Consider the following 21,949-nt stretch of genomic DNA (forward strand, 5'->3'; position numbering starts at 1 on the left):
ACGTCTGAGGGGTTAACCCCGCAGATGGTGGGTTGCCTCGCCAGATTCTGGCCAGGCAACCCACCATCTCAGGGGTTGACCCCTGAAACGGCGTGGGTGTCGTGCGGTGTTTGAACTTGGGCAATAGGTTGGGGACCGTGTTTCGACGGCTGGTGACGAAGGCCCGGCTCCGCAAAGCGGCGCCATGGGTCGCGCTGGTGCTGCTCTGGCTGGTGGTGTCGGTGTCGATCGGGCTGCTCGGCTTCGCCAACGACTCCGAGCGCGTCACCATCGGCGCACACGCCGCCAACGTGTCCCCGACCTTCGACAACCACGCCACCCTCGACCTCGGCGCCGTCCTGCCACGCCTCCGCCTGCAGACCGATCTGCCCGCGGACCTCGGTCTCAACATCGACATCCAGGAAACCGACGCCGACAACCTGACCGAGCTGCTCAACCGCGACGCCTTGATCGCCTCCCAGCCCGACGGTGAGATCGCCCGGATCCGCCAGGTGGTCCGCGAGATGGCCGTCGACAACGCGGTCGCCGGCGCCGGCTCGGGCCTGCTGGTGGCCGTCGTCGTCGCCACCACCTGGGCGATGGTCGGCCCCCGCCGACGGCGGGAGCTCTGGGCGGCCTTGCACAACTCCGAGCGCCGGGTGCAGCACCGCGCGATCGTCGTACTGGTCGCCATGCTGACCACGATCGCGTCGATCTTCGGCCCGGCCGCGATGCGCGCGCCCGAGGCGGCGCCGACCACCTGGCAACCACTCTCCAAGCTGCTCCCCGAGCTGTCCTTCGACGATCGGCTGAAGAACGTGGAGGTCGCCTCGGGCTTCTCCACCACCGGCGGGGTCGGGGTGATCCGTACGGCGGTCGAGACGTACGAGCGGTCGACCGAGTTCTACGGTCAGCTCCGCGATCGCGTCAGCCGGGTCGGCGGCCGGATCCACCAGCCGGCCGAGGGGGAGACCGTCGCGCTGCTCGTGTCGGACCGGCACGACAACATCGGGATGGACCCGTTCGCGGCCGAGGTCGCCAAGGTCGCCGGGGCGAAGGTACTGATCGACGCCGGCGACGACTCGTCCTCGGGGCAGGCGTGGGAGGTGTTCAGCATCAACTCGCTCGCTCAGCACTTCAAGGATCTCAAGGTGGTCGCGGTCGCGGGCAACCACGACGCCGGCGGGCACATCGAGGACGCGATGCGGAAGAACAAGTTCACCGTGCTCGACAGCAAGCCGGTCGAGGTCGAGGGGATCCGGTTCCTCGGTGACAGCGACCCGACCAAGACCGGTCTCGGCAGCGCGGACACGCCTGGCGACGAAACGACGGTGGAGCAGTCGAAGCGCCTTGCCGACGTCGCCTGTGAGCAGCCCGAGGACAAGCGGATCTCGACCTTCGTCGTCCACGATCCGGCGTCCTTCCAGGACACGGCCAATCGTGGCTGTGCGTCGCTGCTGCTGTCCGGTCACCTGCATCGCCAGGTGGGGCCGGACACCAAGATCCTCGGCGGCAAAGCGGTCACCACCTTCACCAACGGGACGACCGGCGGAGCGGCGTACGCGTTCGCCCTCGGGTACACCCTGCGGCGTCCGGGCGAGGTCACTCTGATCACTTATGTGAAGGGTCAGCCGACCGGCCTGCAGACCGTCACGGCCGAGCTGACGGGGGAGATCACGGTCGGTACGTACAAGCCGCTGGCCAACTGACACAAGTTGTTAACCGCCCAGTAACGGGGGCGGACCAGCGGCGCAGTGGTCTTGTAGGAGTAGGGTTTTGTGACGTGCGTCGCGCAAAGATCGTTTGTACGCTCGGCCCGGCTACGGCCGCCCCTGAGCGCATCCTGGAACTCGTCCAAGCAGGCATGGACGTCGCAAGGCTGAACCTGAGCCACGGCGCCCACGCCGAGCATGAGCGCATCTATCACCGGATTCGCGCTGCAGCGGAGGAGACCGGCAAAAACGTCGGCATCCTCGTCGACCTGCAGGGCCCGAAGATCCGGCTGGCGGAGTTCGCCGAAGGCAAGGTCACCTTGACCTACGGCGAGCGCTTCACCATCACCACCCGGGAGGTCCCCGGGGACGTGACCATCTGCGGTACGACGTACGACGGGCTGCCCGGTGACGTCAATCCGGGTGATCAGCTGCTCATCGACGACGGCCGCATCGCACTGGTCGCCGAGGAGGTGACCGAGACCGACGTGATCTGCCGGGTGGTCGTGGGCGGACCGGTGTCGAACCACAAGGGCATCAACCTGCCCGGTGTCACGGTGAGCGTGCCGGCCATGTCCGAGAAGGACGCGGAGGACCTGCGCTGGGCCCTGCACCTGCCGGCCGACATGATCGCGCTGTCCTTCGTCCAGCGCGCGGCCGACATCCAGATCGTGCACAAGATCATGGAAGAAGAGGGTCTGCGGATCCCCGTCATCGCCAAGATCGAGAAGCCGCAGGCGGTCGCCAACCTGGACGAGATCATCGAGGCCTTCGACGGCTTCATGGTCGCCCGCGGTGACCTCGGCGTGGAACTCCCGCTGGAGGAGGTCCCGCTGGTCCAGAAGCTGATCATCGACCAGGCCCGGCTGAACGCGAAGCCGGTGATCGTCGCCACCCAGATGCTGGAGTCGATGATCTCGGCCCCGCGCCCGACCCGGGCCGAGGCGTCCGACGTCGCCAACGCGGTGCTCGACGGCGCCGACGCGGTGATGCTGTCCGGCGAGACCAGCGTCGGCCGGTTCCCGATCGAGACGGTCAAGACGATGGCCCGCATCGTCGCGTCGACCGAACAGCACGGCCTCGGCCGCGTCGCCGAGATCGACTGGGAACCCCGCACCAAGGGCGGCGTCATCGCCAAGGCGGCTGCTGACGTCGCCGAGCGGATGGAGGCCAAGTACCTGGTCGCCTTCACCCAAAGCGGCGACACGGCGCTTCGCCTGGCCCGCTACCGCACCGAGATCCCGGTCCTGGCCTTCACGCCGGTCCCGTCGGTCAGCGCCTGGCTCTCCGTCGTCTGGGGCATCGAAACCCACATCGTCCCCACCGTCCAGCACACCGATGACATGGTCCGCCAGGTAGACCAACGCCTCCTCGAACTGGGCAAACTCCAAAAGGGCGACCTGGTCGTCATCGTCGCCGGCTCCCCACCCTCGATCCCCGGCTCCACCAACGCCCTCCGAGTCCACCGCATGGGCGACGCCATCGGCGGCGCCGCCCCCGCCTACCGCGACTGACCTCGAACCAGAGCCGGGCAAGAACAAAGAAATACATGAGTAGTGGTTGAGGCGGGCGGTCAAGTGGCCGTCCGCTTCAGTTTGCCTACCTTGGGGTGCGGGCCAGCAGGTCTACGGGTTCGGCTGCGAGAGCGACGGGCCCGAGAGTCCGCCTGCGCGGCCAGCGATCCGGTCAAGTGCTCAGGACTTTGGACCGACGTGCTGGTCGAGCGAAGCGACGGCCTGGCGTTTGGCCACTGATAGCGCATTGGGGCGAGGCATTCGCCAAGGAATAGCCAATAGGTCGAGGGCCCATTGGCAGAGCGCCATGATGTCGGAAGATTCATTGGAGAACTGGTAGCGCGGGTATTCGTAGCGTTTGAGTTCGCCGGCTACGCGACGGGTCGCCCAGTTCGCCACGCGGCAGCCGTCGGAGTGGAAGAGGCCTCTGAGGAACCCTCCAGGCTCTTCGGTGACCAGATCACGCTGCCACGCAGCCAGTTTGATTTGGCGGAGGTGCTTGGGTCCAGGCCCGTGCTGGGGGAAGAGGCACGGCCAGTGCTTCCAGTAGGAGACGACCGAGATGTAGCCGACTGCTTGGGCGCGATGGACCGGGCGGAATGGGTGGACGGCTCGGATGGATGCCTCGGCCTCGTGGATCAGGCGAGGGTATTTGTTGTCGCAGGCAACTCTGAGGGCATACACCTGCTTCTTCCCGGCAGACAGGCAGCCGTCGCCGAGGTAGAGGCCCAGGAGATGCGCGTATGGTCCGGCCGGTGGCTTCCCGTTGGTGCAGAGCGGGCAGTCGACCGGGTCACTCTCCGAGCCCACCCGGTCCCGCCAGTCACGGAGAGTAGCGCGACTCATTCCGAGCCGCCTACTCACGGAACTCAGGCTCTCGCCTGAGGCCACGGCGTCTCGCGCCAGCTCTCTTGTCCGCCGGTCGTACATGACCCCAGCGTGCCAGCGGCCACCGACACATCCGGGACAGACAAAAGCCTCGAACCCAAGGGGATTCGAGGCTGATCCGGTGCCCTGGGTGGGATTCGAACCCACACTGTACGCAGTTTGAGTGCGCTCTCTCTGCCGTTGGAGTACCAGGGCTTTGCGCCCAAGATCCTAACCCACGGAGCAGGTTGCGACACGGCAGGGGCACGCGGTCGAGCAAGACCTATCTTCCTTGTTTTGGTGACCTGCTGGCAAATCGATTCGCCCGAACTGCGGTTGCGCCCGGGCGGCGCGAGAGGGGATCGATAGGGTGGTCCTTGTGAATGCTAAGCGGGTGGTGATTGCGGAGGATGAGGCGCTGATCCGGATGGATCTGGCGGAGATGCTCGAGGAGGAGGGGTATGACGTCGTCGGGCAGGCGGGGGATGGGGAGGAGGCCATTCGGCTGGCGACCGAGCATCGGCCTGATCTGGTGATCTTGGATGTGAAGATGCCCAAGCTCGACGGGCTCAGCGCGGCGGAGAAGATCGCGGGGGAGCGGATCGCTCCGGTGCTGATGTTGACGGCGTTCTCGCAGCGGGAGTTGGTGGAGCGGGCGCGGGACGCCGGCGCGATGGCGTACCTGGTGAAGCCGTTCTCCAAGGCGGATCTGTTGCCGGCCATCGAGATCGCCGCCTCGCGGTACGTCGAACTGGCCGAGCTCGAGCGTGAGGTGGCGGATCTGGCCGAGCGGCTGGAGACCCGCAAGCTGGTCGACCGGGCCAAGTCGGTGCTGCAGACCAAGTTCGGGCTGACCGAGCCGGACTCGTTCCGCTGGATCCAGAAAACCGCCATGGATAAAAGAGTTTCGATGCGTCAGGTCGCCGAGTTGGTCGTTGACGAGGCGGGCAGTGACGACTGAGTCACTCTCCGCTCACCGGAAAGCGCCCTGCAGACGGCATTAACAGTCGTCACTGATGCTCATGCTGCTTACCGCTGTAACGACCTCACAACACACGCTCCGTGACGTTCGCTTGTGACGCTTCCGGAGGTCTAACCTGCGGGTGCTCGCGGCAATCGCGGGAGTCCGAGGGTTTGCTCGGACTATCCAGACATGGGAGGAACAGTGCAGCAGCGTTCCGTAGTACGGGTCGGCGCGACGCTGATCGTGGCGTCGTTGGCCCTGACTGCCTGCGGTTCACGCAGCAAGGACGACAACGCCGGGGGCGGCGGCAGTGCGACCAAGACCGCCAAGATCGGCGTCATCGCACCTCTGTCAGGCGACCTGTCGGCGCTGGGTCTGGGTATCCAGCACTCGGTCGAGCTGGCCGTCAAGCAGGCCAACGACTCCAACGCGATCCCGGGCTGGAAGCTCGAGGTCGACGCGAAGGACGACGAGGCCAAGCCGGACCCGGGTAAGAACGCCGCCACGTCGCTGGCCGGCGACAAGGACGTCATCGGCGTCGTCGGCACGCTGAACACCAGCGTCAGCCAGCAGGTCCAGCCGGTCCTGTCGACCGCCAAGATCGTCCAGGTCTCGCCGGCCAACACCGGCCCGGGCCTGACCCAGGGCGTCGACTGGCAGAAGGACCCGAAGCGTCCGTACGCCTCGTACTTCCGCACCTGCACCACGGACGCGGTCCAGGGCCCGTTCGCGGCCCGGTACCTGTACGAGACGGCCAAGATCACCAAGGTCGCCACGGTGCACGACAAGAAGGCGTACGGCCAGGGCCTGGTCGGCACCTTCACCGAGGAGTTCAAGAAGCTGGGCGGTACGGTCGTCGAGGCCGAGACCATCAACCCGGACGACTCGAACTACCAGGCCGTCGTGACCGCGATCAAGCCGAGCGCGCCGCAGGCGATCTACTACGGTGGCGAGTACCCGGCCGCCGGACCGCTGTCGCAGCAGATGAAGGCCGCCGGCCTGAACGTCCCGCTGATGGGCGGCGACGGCATCTTCGACCCGAAGTACATCACCCTGGCGGGCAAGACCTCCAACGGTGACCTGGCCACCTCGGTCGGCGCGCCGGTCGAGGCGCTGGACTCGGCGAAGAAGTTCGTCGCCGACTACGCCGAGCAGAAGTACCCGGAGCCCTACGCGGCCTACGGCGGTTACTCCTACGACGCGGCCAACGCGATCATCAACGCGCTGAAGGTCTCGCTGAAGGACGCCAAGGACGTCGAGTCGGCCCGTCAGGCGACCATCGACGCGATGAGCAAGGTCAGCTTCGACGGCGTCACCGGCAAGGTCGCGTTCGACCAGTACGGCGACACCACGTCCAAGGTCCTGACCGTCTACAAGGTGGATGCCGGCAAGTGGGCCACCGTGGAGACCAAGGACTTCGAGAGCAAGTAGTCGACCCATGACCCGGGGGTGGGACGCCACACGTCGTCCCACCCCCGTGGCATGCCGCAAACTCAAGCCAGTTGGGAGGTCGACGTGGACCTGTTCTTTCAGCAGCTCGTGAACGGGCTGACCCTTGGATCGCTGTACGCCCTGATCGCGGTCGGGTACACCGTCGTCTACGGCATCGTTCAGCTCATCAACTTCGCCCACGGCGAGGTCTTCATGATCGGTGCGTTCGGCGCACTGACGACGTACCTGTTGTTCTTCGACGGTCAGACCGGCGTGTGGATCCTGCCGATCATGATCATCGGCGCCATGATCGCCTCGGTCGGCACCGCGGTGCTGATGGAGCGGATCGCGTACCGTCCCCTGCGGAACGCGCCCCGCCTGGCACCCCTGATCACGGCGATCGGCATCTCGGTCTTCCTGCAGGAGTTCATCCGGCTCTTCTACGAGAAGATCCCGGACTTCCCGAGCGCCAAGCAGCGGATCCCGTTCCCGCAGCTCGACCTGGTCAGCGGTACGGCCGTCGAGGTCGGCAGCGTGACGATCCAGCGGTCGGCGATCTTCACCGTCGCGGCGCTCATCATCTGTTCGGTACTTCTCTGGTACTTCATCACGCGGACCCGCCTGGGCCGCGGCATGCAGGCCGTCTCGCAGGACCCGGACACCGCCCGGCTGATGGGTATCAACGTCGACCGGATCATCGTCGTGGCGTTCGCGCTCGGCGCCGTCCTGGCCGCCGTCGCCGGTGTGTCGCAGGGACTGCAGAACAACAACATCGACTTCCGGATGGGCTTCCTGGCCGGTCTGAAGGCGTTCACCGCCGCGGTGCTGGGCGGTATCGGCAACATCCAGGGCGCCGTGGTCGGTGGCCTGGTGCTCGGCGTGGTCGAGGCGATGGCGACCCAGTTCGGCCTCGGCGGCAGTACCTGGAAGGACGTCTGGGCGTTCGTGATCCTGATCCTGGTGCTGGTCTTCCGGCCGCAGGGTCTGCTCGGAGCGAGGGTGGTGGATCGCGCATGAGAATTCCCAACCTGCCCGAGAGCTTCACGTCCAAGCACGCGGCCAAGGGCTGGCCGCTCGGCCTGGCCGGGGTGGCGCTGCTGATCATCGGCTCCTTCCTGTCCTGGAGCTACGACAAGTCGATCCTGGGCAACCTGTCGCTGAACTTCTACCCCGGCGGCCTGCAGATCCTGGCCATCATCGGCGCGGTCATCGGCCTGTTGCTGCTGCTCACCGCCAAGGGACCGCTCGAGTCCCGCATCGGGCCATGGCTCGACGCGGCGCTCGGACTGCGCGCCCTCGGTCTGTGGATGCTGATCTACATGGTGCTGGTGCTCGTTGCCATCACCACCGATTCCGACGGCCTGATCAACGTCAACCCGGGTGGCTGGGTGTCCTTCGTGGGCGCGCTGCTGCTGTTCCTGGGCGCGCGGGTCGTTCCGTTGCGCGAGCACCGTGACCTGGCCGCGGCCAGGGCGCCGGGCTGGGCCGAGGTACTCGCGATCGCCGTCGTGATGGCGGGTGTCCTGTTCGGTGCGGCCTACGCGCTGGGCCGCGACGACGCCTGGTCGTTCGTGCTGTTCCTGGTCTTCGCCGCCGGCGTGATCGCGATGATGGTGCGGACCGGCATCCTGACCTGGTTCGGTCACGTCGCCCAGCGGCAGAAGAAGATCCTCACCCTGTCGGCCTTCCTGGTCGCGTTCCTGTTCCCGTTCACCCAGAACGGGTCGGACGCGAACATGTCGATCGCCACCCAGGTGCTGGTGTTCGCCGCCACCGCCATGGGTCTGAACATCGTGGTCGGCCTGGCCGGCCTGCTCGACCTCGGGTACATCGCCTTCCTCGGTTCCGGCGCCTACGTCGCGGCGACGATGTCGCAGTCGGCGTTCGCCACCATCGGCTGGAAGCCGCCGTTCCTGGTGGTCGTCCTGCTCGGTGCGAGCGTGGCGGCGGTGCTGGGCCTGATCATCGGTTCGCCGACGCTGCGGGTCTCGGGTGACTACCTGGCGATCGTGACGCTGGGCTTCGGTGAGATCTTCCGGTTCTCGATGTTCAACCTGGACGGCAACAACGGCCCGAACCTGACCAACGGCCCGAACGGTGTCCCCGGCATCCCGGACCTGGAGATCGGCAGCTTCAACTTCGGCGCGACGCACACCATCGCCGGGATCGATCTGGGCAGGTTCTCGAACTACTACTTCCTGCTGCTGATCCTGATCGGCGGCGTCATCCTGGTCTTCGCCCGGCTCAACGACAGCCGGATCGGCCGCGGCTGGGTGGCCATCCGCGAGGACGAGAAGGCCGCCGAGGCGATGGGTGTCAACGTCTTCGGCCTGAAGCTGCTGGCGTTCTCGGTCGGCGCCTTCCTGGCCGGCCTGGCCGGCACCATCAAGGCCCACCAGGACGGTGCGGTCAGCCCGGACCAGTACGTCTTCCTCGAGTCGGCGTTCCTGCTCGCGGCGATCGTCCTGGGCGGTATGGGTACCATCGCCGGTGTGTTGCTGGGAGCAACGATCCTGAAGCTGCTGCCGGAGAAGCTGCGGTTCTTCTCGGAGTACCGGCTGCTGCTGTTCGGTCTGCTGCTGGTGCTGATGATGCGGTTCCGTCCGGAGGGGCTGGTCGCGAGCAGACGGCGGCAGCTGGAGTTCCACGAAGAGGACGAGGAACTCGCGGTGGCGATCGAGCACGAGCTGGTCGAGGAGGCGAAATGACCGTCACGGAGGAAGTGAGCAACGCCGTACCGGCCAGTCCGCAGGTGGTCCTGGAGGCCTCCGGCGTGACCATGCGGTTCGGTGGTCTGCTGGCGGTCAACGACGTCAACCTGACCGTCCGCGAGGGCGAGATCGTCGGTCTGATCGGCCCGAACGGGGCCGGCAAGACGACCTTCTTCAACTGCCTGACCGGGCTCTACAAGCCGACCAGCGGCCAGGTCCGGTTCGCCGGCAAGCCGTTGGCGCCCAAGCCCACCGCGGTGGTCAAGGCCGGGATGGCCCGCACGTTCCAGAACATCCGGCTGTTCGCGAACATGACCGCGCTGGAGAACGTGATGGTCGGGCGCTACTGCCGGACCAGCGCGGGCGCGCTCACCGCGGTACTGCGGGGGCCGAAGTTCCGTCGCGAGGAGCGCGCCACCCGGGCCCGTGCCCAGGAGCTGCTCGAGTTCGTCGGCCTCGGCAAGTCGGCCGAGCACCTGGCCCGCAACATGCCGTACGGCGACCAGCGCCGGCTCGAGATCGCCCGCGCGCTGGCCACCGACCCGAAGCTCATCCTGCTCGACGAGCCGACGGCCGGTATGAACCCGCAGGAGACCCGGCAGGCCAGCGACCTGATCTTCAAGATCCGGGACTCGGGCCTGTCCGTCGTCGTCATCGAGCACGACATGCGCTTCATCTTCAACCTGTGCGACCGGGTGCTGTGCCTGGTCCGCGGCGAGGCGCTGGTCGAGGGAACCCCGGGTGAGGTGCAGTCCGACCCGCGGGTGATCGAGGCCTACATCGGCACCGGTGAGGACGACGACGAGGACGACACGCCCATGACCGGTGAGGAGGGCAAAGCATGACCGCGATGCTCGAGGTCAAGGACCTGGAAGTCTCCTACGGCAAGATCGTCGCCGTGAAGGGGATCAGCTTCTCGGTCGAGCAGGGCCAGGTCGTCTCGCTGATCGGCACCAACGGCGCCGGCAAGACGACGACGCTGCGGACCATCTCCGGCCTGCTCCGGCCCAGTGGTGGCGAGATCACCTTCATGGGCCAGCGGATCGACAAGGTGCCGGCCCACGACATCGTCACGATGGGGCTGGCGCACTCACCCGAGGGCCGGCGGATCTTCCCCCGGCTGTCGGTGGAGGAGAACCTGCTGCTCGGCGCGTTCGCGCGCAACGACCACGGCGCGATCCGCAAGGACCTGGACGCGGCGTACGAGTTGTTCCCGATCCTGGGGGAGCGGCGCAAGCAGCCGGCCGGTACGTTCTCGGGCGGTGAGCAGCAGATGCTCGCGATGGGCCGCGCGATGATGAGCAAGCCCAAGCTGCTGATGCTGGACGAGCCGTCGATGGGGCTGTCGCCGATCATGATGAAGCGGATCATGTCGACGGTCACCGAGCTGCAGCGGCAGGGTACGACGATCCTGCTGGTCGAGCAGAACGCCCAGGCGGCGCTCAAGCGGGCCGACTACGGCTACGTGCTCGAGGTCGGCCAGATCGTGCTGTCCGGCTCCGGTCGCGAGCTGCTCGTCAACGACGACGTCCGCAAGGCGTACCTCGGCGAGGACTAGCACCCGGCAGTACTGGTTGCCTTGAACACCCAATGGGGACCTTGAACAGGTAATAACTTGTTCAAGGTCCCCGTTTGGTGTCTGAGGCAACAACTGTTGGTCAGTTGCGGATGACAACGAGGAGCTGGACCAGCAGCGGCGCGACGATCAACGCCGGCAGCAGGTCCGCGACGGCGATCTGCTTGATCTTGAGCAGCCGTAGAGCCACACCGACCAGCAGCAGGCCGCCAGTGGCGCCCAGGGCGGTCACGTGGGCGTCGGGAAGGATGTCGCCCAGTACGGCGCCTACGGCCGTCATCAGCCCCTGGATGACCAGTACGACGACCGCCGATGCCGCCACACCCCACCCCAGCGACGCGGCGAAGGCGATCGAGGCGAAGCCGTCCAGCACCGACTTGAGCAACAGCTGATCGGCGCCTCGCCCCAGCCCGTCGGACAGCGCGCCCAGGAAGGTCAACGGCCCGACACAGAACACCATCGACGCCGACACGAAGCCTTCGACGAAAGTGCTTTCGCTGTCACCCCGGCTGAACCGGTGCTGCATCCAGGCGCCGAATCCCTCCAGCCGCTGCTCGATCCGCAGCAGCGAGCCGGTGATGCCGCCGATCAGCATCGCGCCGAGCACGATCAGTACCGGAGCGCTGTCTCCGACGGCATCGCTCAGCACGTCGTCGCCCACGGTCAGTGCCGAACTGATCGCGATCAGCAGCGTGACCAGGCCGAGGGCGTCGGTGACCAGATCGCGGGTCCGGTGCTGCAGCCGGTGACCGATCAGGACGCCGAGGACCGAGCCGACGAGCACTGCCGCGACGTTCACGACAGTACCGATTCCGATGAACAAACCTGGTCTCCCGTTTCGCTTCGCGTCAGCTTTGCATCGGACCCTCGAAGCCCTACTGTTGCGCGGGGGATGAGCGTATCCGCTCATATCTGTTCACCTCGGGGGTGGATCAGAATCTAGGAGGGCCACGTGGCACCAGCCATCGAGGTGCGCGACGCCCGTCCGGACGACGCCGGCGCTTTGGTGACCCTGTGGAGCGAGATGGCGGTCGGAGCCGGGCATCAGGCCCGCTTGCTGACCGCGCCGTCCGTGGAGTCCGCGCAGGCGTCCGTGGCCAAGCACGCCGACGACCCGTCGGGCCGGCTGGTGGTCGGCGAGATCGACGGTGAGCTGGGCGGGATGGCGTACCTGCGCCAGACCCCGATCAGCCCGCTGCACGACGAGGTCACCGTGACGGTCGAGTACTTACACGTCAGCGACCACGCCCGCCGGCACGGCCTGGGCAAGGCGCTGATCGCCGAGGCGGCGGCGTGGGCCGAGCACGAGAACTGCCCGCATCTCGCCGTTGTCGCTCCGCCGGTCGCCCGCGAGGCGAACAGGTTCCTTGCCCGACTGGGGTTGGGGCAGGCCGGCGTACTGCGGTTCGCGAGCACGCATACCGTACGGCGTCGTCTCGCGGCCGAGCATGCGCCCAACCTGCTGGCCCTGCTGTCGTCGCGGCGTTCCGTGATGGCCCGCCGCGCTCAGCTCGCCCGCTCGCCGCTGGCCGAGGACCACGACGACGAGCAGTACGACGAGTTCACGCTCCCGGCGGCGCCTGAATCAGCTGGCACGTGATCCGCGCGGTGCAGACCCGCTTGTCCCGCTCGTCGGTGATGACGACCTCGTACGACGTCGTGGTGCGACCCAGGTAGACCGGCGTGGCCACGCCCGTGACGACACCCTCGCGGACCGCGCGGTGATGCGTCGCGTTGATGTCGACACCGACAGCGACCTTGCCGTACGTCGCGGCGTGCAGCGCGGAGCCGATCGAGCCCAGGCTCTCGGCGAGCACGCAGGACGCGCCGCCGTGCAGCAGTCCGTACGGCTGGACGTTGCCCTTCACCGGCATCGTGGCGACCACCCGCTCGGGCGCCGCCTCAGTGATCTCGATGCCCATCAGTGCGAGCAGCGTGCCCTCGGTGGACATTCCCGGCACCTCGACTGCGGTCTTGTCATCACTCATGACAGAAGGCTACGTGAGCCCCCGCGTGCGCGTGCCAGAACTGTCGGCGGTACCCACTAGAGTCTTTACGTGGCTCCTGAAACAGACTCCTCGACGATGACCAAGGACCCGGGCACGGTGGCGGACGGCTCCACCGGACGACCGCGGATCCTGCTGCTGGACGGGCACTCGCTCGCGTACCGGGCGTTCTACGCGCTGCCGGTGGAGAACTTCTCCACCACCACGGGTCAGCACACCAACGCGGTGTACGGGTTCACCTCGATGCTGATCAACATGCTGCGCGACGAGCAGCCGACGCACATCTGTGTCGCGTTCGACGTGTCCCGCAAGACCTTCCGCTCCGAGCAGTACACGGAGTACAAGGCCGGCCGGTCGAAGTCCCCGGACGAGTTCAAGGGGCAGGTCTCGCTGGTCAAGGAGGTGCTGGAGGCGCTCCGGATCCCGACCACCGAGATCGACGGCTGGGAGGCCGACGACATCATCGCCACCTTGGCGACGCAGGCCGACGAGCAGGGTTTCGAGGTGCTGATCAGCTCCGGCGACCGCGACTCGTTCCAGCTGATCAACGAGAACATCACCGTGCTCTACCCGAAGCGTGGCGTCTCCGAGATCGCCCGGATGGACCCGGCCGCGGTCGAGGCGAAGTACGGGATCCCGCCGCGGATGTATCCGGATCTGGCCGCGCTGGTGGGGGAGAAGAGCGACAACCTGCCCGGTGTGCCCGGGGTCGGCGACAAGACGGCGGCGAAGTGGCTGAACCAGTTCGGCTCGCTGAACGACGTGATCGACCGGGTGAACGAGATCAAGGGCAAGGCCGGTGAGTCGCTGCGCGAGCACCTGTCCGACGTGATCCGCAACCGGCAGATCAACGAGCTGGTCCGCGACCTGACGCTGGACGTGGCCGTCGACGACCTGGTCCGGCACCCGTGGGACCGGGACAAGGTGCACACGCTCTTCGACAGCCTCGAGTTCCGGGTACTGCGTGAGCGGCTGGTCGCCGAGCACGAGCAGGTCGAGGAGGCGATCGAGGAGGGCTTCGACCTCGAGGGCACGCAGCTCAAGCCCGGTGAGGTCGGCGCCTGGATCAAGGAGCACGTGTCGACCGGCGCGCGGACCGGTGTCGCAGTGCAAGGCAGCTGGGGGCGCGGTACCGGTGAGATCACCGGCCTGGCGCTGGCGACCTCGACGGGTGCGGCGGCCTGGTTCGACCCGGCCTACCTGACCCCGGACGATGACGCGGCCTGGCAGGCGTGGCTGGCCGACCCGAATCAGCCGAAGGCTTTGCACGATGCGAAGGGCCCGCTGCTGGGGTTCCTTGAGCGCGGTTGGACCCTCGGCGGGCTGACCTCGGACACCCAGCTGAGCGCGTACCTGGTCCGGCCGGACCAACGATCGTACGACCTGGCCGACCTGACCGTGCGGTACCTCAAGCGTGAGCTGCGCACCGAGGAGGCCGAGAACGGTCAGCTCAGCTTCGACGACGTCGAGGGCGGCCCGGCCGCGGACGCGACGATGCTGCGCGCCCGCGCGATCGCCGACCTGGCCGACACGCTCGACGCCGAGCTGGACAAGCAGGCCGGTACGACGCTGCTCGCCGAGGTCGAGTTGCCGCTGATCGACGTCATCGCCGGGATGGAGCGAGACGGCATCGCGGTCGACCGGCCGTACCTGGAGGAGCTCGAGGCGCGGTTCGCCACCGGAGTCCGGGAGGCGGCGACCGCGGCGTACGAAGTGATCGGCAAGGAGATCAATCTCGGGTCGCCGAAGCAGCTGCAGGTGGTGCTGTTCGACGAGCTGCAGATGCCGAAGACCAAGCGGACCAAGACCGGCTACACGACCGACGCGGACTCGCTGCAGTCGCTGTTCGAGAAGACCGAGCACCCGTTCCTGGCCTACCTGCTGGCGCACCGGGACGCGACCCGGCTGCGGCAGACGGTCGAGGGGCTGCTGAAGACGATCAGCCCGGTGGACGCGCGGATCCACACCACGTTCAACCAGACGATCGCGGCGACCGGGCGGCTCAGCTCGACCGACCCGAACCTGCAGAACATCCCGATCCGGACCGAGGAAGGCCGCCGGATCCGTGAGGCGTTCGTGGTCGGCGAGGGCTTCGAGGCGTTGATGTCGGCCGACTACAGCCAGATCGAGATGCGGATCATGGCGCACGTGTCGGAGGACCAGGGCCTGATCGACGCGTTCAACTCCGGGATGGACTTCCACTCGGTGACCGCGTCGCGGGTGTTCTCGGTCGAGCCGGCCGCGGTGACGCAGGAGCAGCGGGCCAAGATCAAGGCGATGAACTACGGCCTCGCCTACGGGCTGTCGGCGTACGGGCTGAGCCAGCAGCTGAAGATCGGCGTGGACGAGGCGAAGGGGTTGATGGACGAGTACTTCGAGGGCTTCGGCGGCGTCCGCGACTACCTGCGCAGCATCGTGCTCGAGGCCGGCAAGAGCGGCTACACCGAGACCATCCTCGGCCGTCGCCGCTACCTGCCCGACCTGACCAGCGACAACCGCCAGCGCCGCGAGATGGCCGAGCGGATGGCGCTGAACGCCCCGATCCAGGGCTCGGCCGCCGACGTCATCAAGATGGCGATGCTCAAGGTCGACGCCTCCCTGAAGTCGGCCGGCCTCAAGTCCCGGATGCTCCTCCAGGTCCACGACGAACTCGTCTTCGAGATCGCCCCCGGCGAGCGCGAAACCCTCGAAGAACTGGTCCGCCGCGACATGGGCGCCGCCGTCGAAATGACCGTCCCCCTGGACGTCTCAGTAGGCGTAGGCCGCACCTGGCACGAGGCAGCCCACTAAGTCATGCCCCAAGAGCCGATCCGGCCGTTCCGTTGGGACCTGGTCCGGCCGGACCAGCTCGGCTCGTTGCTCGACGACGTGCCGGAGGTCAACGTCGACTACCTCGACGAGCTGATCGCCTGCACAGCCAAGGTGCTCGCCCGCTGTAGCGACGGCGATCTGTATCTCGTCGGCCGCTCGGTAGACAGCTTGTTCGACCTACTGAGCGGCGCCTTGGCTGGTACTTCCTGGCAGGACCGGCTGCATCCCTTGCCGTTGTCGCTGCCCGGGAGATACGGCGAGGACCTGAGTTCTGCCGAGAAGGCTCAGCTACGAACGAATCTGACCGCAGCGGGCCTTGCTCCGGCGGACCTGATGCGCGGCCGGCCGACGGTGTTCGTCGACCTGGTGAACGACGGACTCACCTTCGAGAACCTCTACGAGTTGCTGCGTGAGTGGATCGACGATGAGCGCGCGCAGTGGGACGTGATCCGGCGGCAGTTGCGCTTCGTGGGAATCACCCGGCGTGGCAAGACAAGTCCGAACAGGTGGCGCTGGCAGCAAAAGGCCCGCTGGACGGCGGAGCTGCCCGCGTCGTCGATCCGGAACGTGTCGCTGGACAGCGTGGTGTGGAGCTACTTCGGCGACTATCAGGCGAAGACTGCAGCATCGTTTCGGCATACCAGGTGGAGCGATCCCAGCGTCGGCGAACCGCGGCGGGACAAGAAGACGCGGTACGCGCTGGCGGAGGCGGCTCTCCTGGTCGAGCGGGGAAGGTCGGCGTCGGCTGGCGGCCGGGTTGAATCGGGAGCCGACTACGGGAGAGCGCTGGTCGCGGGAGCTCCAACTGGAGTTGCGGCGTTAGCCAGGGCGGCCGGTGTAGCGGGGGACGGGGTCTGGGGTGCGGGCGGTGGTGATGTATTTCAGTTCGCGGTCTTGGAGTGGTGGGAGGTCTTCGAGGGGGAACCAGGCGACCTCCAGCGACTCGTCGTCGTTGACTCGCGCCTCGCCGCGGGTCAGGCGGCAGTGGAAGCAGAGGTCGAGGAACTGGACCTGGTCGCCGTTGGGGTAGGCGCCTGGCGGCAGGGTGTCGATGCTGATCAGGCGGACGATCTCGGCCTCGACGGCAGTCTCCTCGTGGATCTCGCGTAGCAACGCCGGCGCCGGCTGCTCGCCCGGCTCGAGGATCCCGGCGGGTAGCGACCAGCGGCCGGTGTCGGCGCGGCGTACCAGCAGGACGCGCTCGGCGTCGTCCAGCACCACGCCGGTGATCCCGGTCAGCCAGAGCAGATCATGGCCGACCTTGGCGCGCAGGTCGAGGATGAACTTCGGGGTCGTCATGGCTCATACCCTAGGCGCATCGGCCGATACTTTCTGTGAAAAATTAATCGCCCCAGGTGACCATCCTCTTCCCTGGTTAAACGTTACGTGGCACCCTGCCTGATCAAGGATCCGAGATCCTATCGGATATCTCATCATCTGCATCAGGAGGCGGGATGCCAGAAGATCAGACCGGAGACGGAGTACGGCGAAGGGCCTTCGTAGCGGGAGCACTGGGAATCACCGCCGCGCTCGGTAGTAGCGGACTACTGACCGGATGCGGCTCGGGTGATCAGTCGGTGGGTGCCAGTCCCGACAGCCTCGAGGCGCCGCCGACGCCACTGGGCGCCAAGAAGACCGGGATCAACTACCCACCCGGGTACGTCGGACCGGTGGCGCGCGAGCAGCGCGCGATCGTCACCGAGCCGGTTACCTTCACCGTGGTCGTCCCGCAGAACCTGACGGTCGGCGACTGGTCCAAGAACGAGTTCACCCGGTGGATGGAACAGAAGACCGGCATCAGGATCCAGTTCCGTCAGGTGGCCGGCAAGGGTGACGACCCGGAGACGATGACGAAGGTCAACGCGATGATGGCGGCCGGCGACATCCCCGACGCCTTCCTCGGCATCACCTTCACCCGCTCCCAGCTCTACCTGTACGGCGCGCAGAACCTCTTCGTCGATCTCGACCCGTACCTGGCCAAGTACGCGCCCAATCTCCAGCAAGCGATGAAGGACTACCCCGAGGCGCGCAAGCTGATGGTTGCCCCGGACAAGGGCATCTACAGCTTCCCCGACATCAACGACTGCTACCACTGCCGTGCATCCAACGGACGGACCTTCCTCAACGCCGACTGGATCCGCAAGGTCGGCCTGGCGATCCCGACGACCACCGAGGAGTTCCGCGAGGTGCTGACCGCGTTCAAGAAGGCCGATCTCGGCGGTCGCGGCAAGACGGTCCCGTTCGCCGGCTTCAAGGACGCGCCGCTGGACAGCTACTTCATGAACGCCTTCCTCTACAACCCCGGCGACCCCTGGCTGGTGGTCGACGACGGCAAGGTCGCTGCCAACTACGTCAAGGACGAATGGCGCGAGGCGCTCAAGTACCTGCGCGGCCTGTACGCCGACGGCCTGCTGAACAAGGACATCTTCACCGCCGACCAGGATCAGATGAACCGGTACGGCAACAACCCCGGCGGGCCCGTGATCGGTGGAGCCCGCGCGTACTACTGGGGCTCGTTCATGACCATCGACCAGACCGACCCGAACGCGCGCTGGCATCAGTACGAGACCATCCCACCGCTGAAGGGCCCGGACGGCACCCGGTACGCCGCCTGGAACTACCTCAAAGTCGGCCTCGAGGTCTCCACTCTCGTCATCACCCGCAAGTGCCGCCACCCCGACCTCCTGGTCCGCTGGGCCGACTTCCAGATGGATCTCGAGGCCGTACTGCGCTCGTACGCCGGCCCCGACTTCCGCTGGTCGGTCAAGGGCGACAAGGGCATCAACGGCAAGCAGTCGATCTACGGCTTCGACGCGACCTGGAACTCCGACGCGACCAAGGGCAAGACCTGGGACCAGTACGGCGTGATGTACCGCTCCGGCGACTTCCGGCTGGCCGAACGGGTGAATCCGCAGAAGGCGACCTTCGAGTCACCGCTCTACACCCAGACCCGGGACGAGCTGTTCCCGTACAAGCAGCCGATGGAGATGCAGTTCCCGCCGGTCACCCTGGAAGCCGACCAGGCCGCGCAGGACGCCGAGATCGGCCTCAATCTCAAGGGCGAGGTGACCACCTCCCTGGCCAAGTTCGTCACGGGCAAGCTCGATCCGCATGACGACGGGCAGTGGCGCGACTACACCGATCGCATCGCAAAGATCGGGCTGCGGCCCTATCTCGAGATCCAGCAGGCCGCCTACGAGACCTACCAGGGGTGACGGCGATGGCTACGGCAACCGAGGCGCCCGCTCCGGTGCAAGAGACCCGGTCCGACCGGATCGTGATGATCTGCAACTACACCGCCCTCGGGCTGTTCACGCTGGCCGTGCTCTATCCGCTGGTCTATGTGGTCAGCGCCTCGCTCAGCGATCCGAAGAACGTCGTCTCCGGCAAGGTCTGGCTGTGGCCGGTCGGTTTCAGCATCGAGTCGTTCAAGGCCGTCTTCGACTACGACTCGATCGTCAGCGGCTTCGGCAACTCCGTCGTCTACGCGGCCGGCGGCGCGCTGCTCGCGACCGTGCTGACCCTTTTCGCGGCGTACCCGCTGTCCCGCAAAGGGCTGCCCGGCAAGGGCTTCATCATGGCGCTGTTCGTCTTCACGATGATGTTCAACGGCGGCCTGATCCCGACGTACCTGGTGGTGGACCGGATCGGCCTGCTGAACACCCGCTGGGCGATCATCCTGCCGGCCGCGCTGGCGGTCTGGAACATGATCATCACCCGGACCTACTTCCAGTCGACGATCCCCGAGGAGCTGGTCGAGGCCGCGAAGGTCGACGGCTGCACCGACTTCGGCTTCTTCTGGCGGATCGTGCTGCCGCTGAGCAAACCGATCATCGCGGTGAACCTGCTCTTCTACGCCGTCGCGCAGTGGAACTCCTGGTTCAACGCGCTGATCTATCTGACCAACGAGCACCTGTTCCCGCTCCAGCTGGTGCTGCGCCAGATCCTGATCCAGAACAACTTCGACCCGTCCCAGGTCCGCGACACCGCCGAGCTGATCCGGATGAAGGAGCTGCAGGAGCAGCTGAAGTTCTCGCTGATCGTGATCGCCACCATTCCGCCACTGCTGATCTACCCCTTCGTGCAGAAGCACTTCGTCAAGGGGGCCATGGTCGGCTCGTTGAAGGGCTGACGCCGATGGCCACCGAAACCCTGGTACGACGTACCGCTCCGGCCGCGCGCGCCGGCGCCAAGAACGGCCTTGGCCTGGTTGCGCGGATGCGGCGCAACTGGCAGCTCTACGCGATGCTCGCGGTGCCGCTGATCTGGCTGGCGATCTTCGCCTACTGGCCGATGTACGGCGCGATCATCGCCTTCAAGGACTACAACGTGGTCGACGGCATCCTCGGTAGCCGCTGGGTCGGCCTCAAGCACTTCGAGCGGTTCGCCGAGTCGTACCAGTTCTGGCGGCTGATCAAGAACACGCTGATCCTGCACCTGTACGAGCTGGTGGCGACGTTCTGGCTGCCGATCCTGCTCGCGCTCGGCCTCAACATGGCGCGGCGCCGGTGGTACCGGCGGTCGGTGCAGCTGATCACCTACGCGCCGCACTTCATCTCGACCGTCGTCGTGGTCGGCCTGATCGTGGTGATCGTCGACCCGAACAGCGGCGTGCTGAATCATGTCCTCGGCCAGTTCGGGATCGGGCCGATCGACGTGCTGAGCAATCCGGACTACTTCAGGCACCTGTACGTCTGGTCCGGCGCCTGGCAGACGATGGGGTTCTCGGCGATCATCTACCTGGCCGCGCTGACCAGCGTCTCGCCGGAGCTGCACGAGGCGGCGATCGTCGACGGCGCCTCCAGGCTGCGCCGGGTCTGGCACATCGACCTGCCGGCGATCCGGCCGGTGGCCGTCATCCTGCTGATCCTGAACATCGGCTCGATCATGTCGGTCGGTTTCGAGAAGGTGCTGCTGTTGCAGAACACGCTGAACCTGCAGACGTCGGAGGTCATCGACACCTACGTCTACAAGCTCGGCTTCGCGTCCCAGGTGCCGCAGTTCAGTTATGCCGCGGCGATCGGGCTGTTCCGGTCGGTGATCGGTCTCGTCCTGCTGGTGCTGGCGAACACGCTGGCGCGGAAGTTCGCCAAGTCCAGTCTCTGGTGAGTACTACGCCTTGTCGGCTGTCTGGCGGTGGAGTCCGGTCGCCAGCACGGCCGACAGGGCGATGGCGCAGACGGCTGTCATCGCGGCCAGGACCTTGATGGCGGTGAAGCCGGTGGCGAGGTCCGTGCCGATGACGATCAGGGCGGCGACCGCCAGCACGGCCAGGCCGATCCAGATCACCAGGGCGGCACGCTTCTCCTGCTGGGCGATCGCGGCGTACACGACCAGCTGCAGGACGGCGTACGCGGAACCGGCGAGTGCGAAGATCCAGGCGAAATCGCCCAGTACCGGGTACTTGTCCTTGCCCCCGGCAACCGTCACCACCAGATCCGGTAGCAGCAACGCACCGAGGACACAGCACACGCCGAGCGCCGCGACCGCCTGGATCGCGCGCCGCAGCCGCAGCGTGTCGCCGGGGGAGCTGGCCAGCGAGGGGAAGACGATCACGATCACGAACTGGGGCAGGAAAAGGCACGCCTTGGCGACGATCACGCCGGCCGCGTAGTACCCGCTGTGCTGGCCGTCCATCAGGCCCCGGGCGAGCAAGGCGTCCGCATTCGCGATGGCGAAGAACGCCAGCAGCGCATGGGTGCCGTGGATCGTCTCCCGCAACACTTCCTTGACCTGCTCCGGCGTACCACCCCTGGACCCGCGAAGCAGGAAAGACCCCACCAACGGCGGTACCGCCGCACCCACCGCGACACCGATCATCGCCGCGGTCACACTCGGGTGAATCACCAAGGCCCCGGCCCCGAAGGCGAACCGCCCAACGCCGACAGCCGTGTACATCGCCGCCAACTCGGTCCACCGCTCACTGCCCTGCAGCACTCCGAGCTGCGACCCCATCAGCGTCAGCCCGCCAAGCGTCGGAGCCAGCAGGATCACCGCAAGCACCGAGTCGATGTGCAGCAGCCAAATCAACAGCGGGCTGGCCAACAGGCACACCACCGTCAACCCAAGCGCGGACCGCCGCCCCGCCCGCAGCAACGAATCCGCCAGGGCCTCCCGCCCCGCCCCCGTATGCGTAGCGATCCGCCGCGCTCCCGACGCCTGCAACCCCAGCGGCACGACGTTCCCGATCAGCAACAACCCCAGCAACGCCACCACAGCACTGAACTGCTCCGGCACCAGCCGATGCACCGCGAACAACGTGAACCCGTAAGCCGCCACATTCATGACAGCCATCCCGACCGCCACCACGGTCGCACTCCGCAAAAACCCCAACTTCGGCTCGACCGGCTGCTCGGGAGTCGTCTCTGAGGTCATACC

At 66.7% G+C, this 21,949-nt stretch carries 18 protein-coding genes and 1 tRNA gene; 13 read left to right on the forward strand and 6 right to left on the reverse strand.

The features are described 5' to 3' along the window. The first annotated feature begins 137 nt into the window (after positions 1-137). Both ABD116_RS30030 and pyk read left to right on the forward strand, forming a co-directional pair. The gene (locus ABD116_RS30030; protein ID WP_343977767.1) at positions 138-1,688 is read left to right on the forward strand and encodes a metallophosphoesterase family protein; all 1,551 of its coding nucleotides are present in this window, start codon (positions 138-140) and stop codon (positions 1,686-1,688) included. A gap of 74 nt (positions 1,689-1,762) precedes the next feature. Beyond that, positions 1,763-3,205 carry a pyruvate kinase gene (gene pyk / locus ABD116_RS30035; RefSeq protein ID WP_343977770.1) on the forward strand — a complete coding sequence of 481 codons (1,443 nt, stop codon included), beginning with the start codon at positions 1,763-1,765 and terminating at the stop codon, positions 3,203-3,205. 180 nt (positions 3,206-3,385) lie between these two features. On the opposite strand, the gene ABD116_RS30040 is transcribed toward pyk, so the two are convergent. Then, positions 3,386-3,889: a hypothetical protein gene (locus ABD116_RS30040; RefSeq protein WP_343977773.1), complete on the reverse strand. Its 504-nt coding sequence runs from the start codon at positions 3,887-3,889 to the stop codon at positions 3,386-3,388. A 326-nt stretch (positions 3,890-4,215) separates the two neighbouring features. Beyond that, positions 4,216-4,288 (reverse strand) — tRNA-Leu (locus ABD116_RS30045). Between the two features lie 163 nt (positions 4,289-4,451). On the opposite strand from ABD116_RS30045, the gene ABD116_RS30050 reads away from it, so the two are divergent. From ABD116_RS30050 to ABD116_RS30075, 6 genes are all read left to right on the forward strand, one after another. After that, positions 4,452-5,033 (forward strand): ANTAR domain-containing response regulator, encoded by a 582-nt coding sequence (locus ABD116_RS30050; RefSeq protein WP_425552182.1) that lies wholly within the window; start codon positions 4,452-4,454, stop codon positions 5,031-5,033. Between the two features lie 192 nt (positions 5,034-5,225). Continuing rightward, on the forward strand, positions 5,226-6,467 hold the full coding sequence (locus tag ABD116_RS30055; protein ID WP_343977778.1) for a branched-chain amino acid ABC transporter substrate-binding protein: 1,242 nt from the start codon (positions 5,226-5,228) through the stop codon (positions 6,465-6,467). 84 nt (positions 6,468-6,551) lie between these two features. After that, positions 6,552-7,484 (forward strand): branched-chain amino acid ABC transporter permease, encoded by a 933-nt coding sequence (locus ABD116_RS30060; RefSeq protein WP_343977781.1) that lies wholly within the window; start codon positions 6,552-6,554, stop codon positions 7,482-7,484. Beyond that, positions 7,481-9,175 carry a branched-chain amino acid ABC transporter permease gene (locus ABD116_RS30065; RefSeq protein WP_343977784.1) on the forward strand — a complete coding sequence of 565 codons (1,695 nt, stop codon included), beginning with the start codon at positions 7,481-7,483 and terminating at the stop codon, positions 9,173-9,175. Before ABD116_RS30060 ends, ABD116_RS30065 begins: the two co-directional genes overlap by 4 nt. Then, positions 9,172-10,023 (forward strand): ABC transporter ATP-binding protein, encoded by an 852-nt coding sequence (locus ABD116_RS30070; RefSeq protein WP_343977787.1) that lies wholly within the window; start codon positions 9,172-9,174, stop codon positions 10,021-10,023. Before ABD116_RS30065 ends, ABD116_RS30070 begins: the two co-directional genes overlap by 4 nt. Beyond that, complete coding sequence (locus tag ABD116_RS30075; protein WP_343977790.1) at positions 10,020-10,736, forward strand: ABC transporter ATP-binding protein; 717 nt, start codon at positions 10,020-10,022, stop codon at positions 10,734-10,736. The genes ABD116_RS30070 and ABD116_RS30075 overlap by 4 nt, the downstream gene beginning before the upstream one ends. A gap of 100 nt (positions 10,737-10,836) precedes the next feature. Here ABD116_RS30075 and ABD116_RS30080 read toward each other — a convergent pair whose 3' ends face one another. Beyond that, positions 10,837-11,577, reverse strand: coding sequence for a DUF554 domain-containing protein (locus ABD116_RS30080; protein ID WP_343977793.1), 741 nt, complete (start codon positions 11,575-11,577; stop codon positions 10,837-10,839). Between the two features lie 129 nt (positions 11,578-11,706). On the opposite strand from ABD116_RS30080, the gene ABD116_RS30085 reads away from it, so the two are divergent. Further along, positions 11,707-12,354 (forward strand): GNAT family N-acetyltransferase, encoded by a 648-nt coding sequence (locus ABD116_RS30085; protein ID WP_343977796.1) that lies wholly within the window; start codon positions 11,707-11,709, stop codon positions 12,352-12,354. Here ABD116_RS30085 and ABD116_RS30090 read toward each other — a convergent pair. Next, positions 12,317-12,742 carry a hotdog fold thioesterase gene (locus tag ABD116_RS30090; protein WP_343977799.1) on the reverse strand — a complete coding sequence of 142 codons (426 nt, stop codon included), beginning with the start codon at positions 12,740-12,742 and terminating at the stop codon, positions 12,317-12,319. The genes ABD116_RS30085 and ABD116_RS30090 overlap by 38 nt on opposite strands. Positions 12,743-12,838: 96 nt before the next feature. Here ABD116_RS30090 and polA point away from each other — a divergent pair, with 96 nt between their 5' ends. Continuing rightward, a complete protein-coding gene (polA, locus tag ABD116_RS30095) occupies positions 12,839-15,550 on the forward strand; it encodes a DNA polymerase I (RefSeq protein ID WP_343979474.1) in 2,712 nt (903 codons plus the stop codon). A gap of 840 nt (positions 15,551-16,390) precedes the next feature. Here polA and ABD116_RS30100 read toward each other — a convergent pair. Further along, complete coding sequence (locus ABD116_RS30100; RefSeq protein WP_343977802.1) at positions 16,391-16,870, reverse strand: NUDIX hydrolase; 480 nt, start codon at positions 16,868-16,870, stop codon at positions 16,391-16,393. Between the two features lie 155 nt (positions 16,871-17,025). Here ABD116_RS30100 and ABD116_RS30105 point away from each other — a divergent pair, with 155 nt between their 5' ends. From ABD116_RS30105 to ABD116_RS30115, 3 genes are read left to right on the forward strand one after another with little or no spacing between them, the layout of a single operon-like run. Continuing rightward, positions 17,026-18,786, forward strand: coding sequence for an extracellular solute-binding protein (locus ABD116_RS30105; protein WP_343977805.1), 1,761 nt, complete (start codon positions 17,026-17,028; stop codon positions 18,784-18,786). A 5-nt stretch (positions 18,787-18,791) separates the two neighbouring features. Beyond that, complete coding sequence (locus ABD116_RS30110) at positions 18,792-19,703, forward strand: carbohydrate ABC transporter permease (protein ID WP_343977808.1); 912 nt, start codon at positions 18,792-18,794, stop codon at positions 19,701-19,703. Between the two features lie 5 nt (positions 19,704-19,708). After that, on the forward strand, positions 19,709-20,680 hold the full coding sequence (locus ABD116_RS30115; protein WP_343977811.1) for an ABC transporter permease: 972 nt from the start codon (positions 19,709-19,711) through the stop codon (positions 20,678-20,680). Between the two features lie 3 nt (positions 20,681-20,683). On the opposite strand, the gene ABD116_RS30120 is transcribed toward ABD116_RS30115, so the two are convergent. Next, positions 20,684-21,946: a lipopolysaccharide biosynthesis protein gene (locus tag ABD116_RS30120; RefSeq protein ID WP_343977814.1), complete on the reverse strand. Its 1,263-nt coding sequence runs from the start codon at positions 21,944-21,946 to the stop codon at positions 20,684-20,686. Between the last annotated feature and the right edge of the window lie 3 nt (positions 21,947-21,949).

The organism is Kribbella koreensis (assembly GCF_039525325.1).
GTDB lineage: Bacteria > Actinomycetota > Actinomycetes > Propionibacteriales > Kribbellaceae > Kribbella > Kribbella koreensis.

Coding starts and splice junctions, on each gene's coding strand:
- ABD116_RS30055 (WP_343977778.1), top strand. CDS start 5,226: ATGGGAGGAACAGTGCAGCAGCGTTCCGTAGTACGGGTCGGCGCGACG.
- polA (WP_343979474.1), top strand. CDS start 12,839: ATGACCAAGGACCCGGGCACGGTGGCGGACGGCTCCACCGGACGACCG.
- ABD116_RS30090 (WP_343977799.1), bottom strand. CDS start 12,742: ATGAGTGATGACAAGACCGCAGTCGAGGTGCCGGGAATGTCCACCGAG.
- ABD116_RS30065 (WP_343977784.1), top strand. CDS start 7,481: ATGAGAATTCCCAACCTGCCCGAGAGCTTCACGTCCAAGCACGCGGCC.
- ABD116_RS30105 (WP_343977805.1), top strand. CDS start 17,026: ATGCCAGAAGATCAGACCGGAGACGGAGTACGGCGAAGGGCCTTCGTA.
- ABD116_RS30075 (WP_343977790.1), top strand. CDS start 10,020: ATGACCGCGATGCTCGAGGTCAAGGACCTGGAAGTCTCCTACGGCAAG.
- ABD116_RS30100 (WP_343977802.1), bottom strand. CDS start 16,870: ATGACGACCCCGAAGTTCATCCTCGACCTGCGCGCCAAGGTCGGCCAT.
- ABD116_RS30115 (WP_343977811.1), top strand. CDS start 19,709: ATGGCCACCGAAACCCTGGTACGACGTACCGCTCCGGCCGCGCGCGCC.
- ABD116_RS30110 (WP_343977808.1), top strand. CDS start 18,792: ATGGCTACGGCAACCGAGGCGCCCGCTCCGGTGCAAGAGACCCGGTCC.
- ABD116_RS30120 (WP_343977814.1), bottom strand. CDS start 21,946: ATGACCTCAGAGACGACTCCCGAGCAGCCGGTCGAGCCGAAGTTGGGG.
- ABD116_RS30070 (WP_343977787.1), top strand. CDS start 9,172: ATGACCGTCACGGAGGAAGTGAGCAACGCCGTACCGGCCAGTCCGCAG.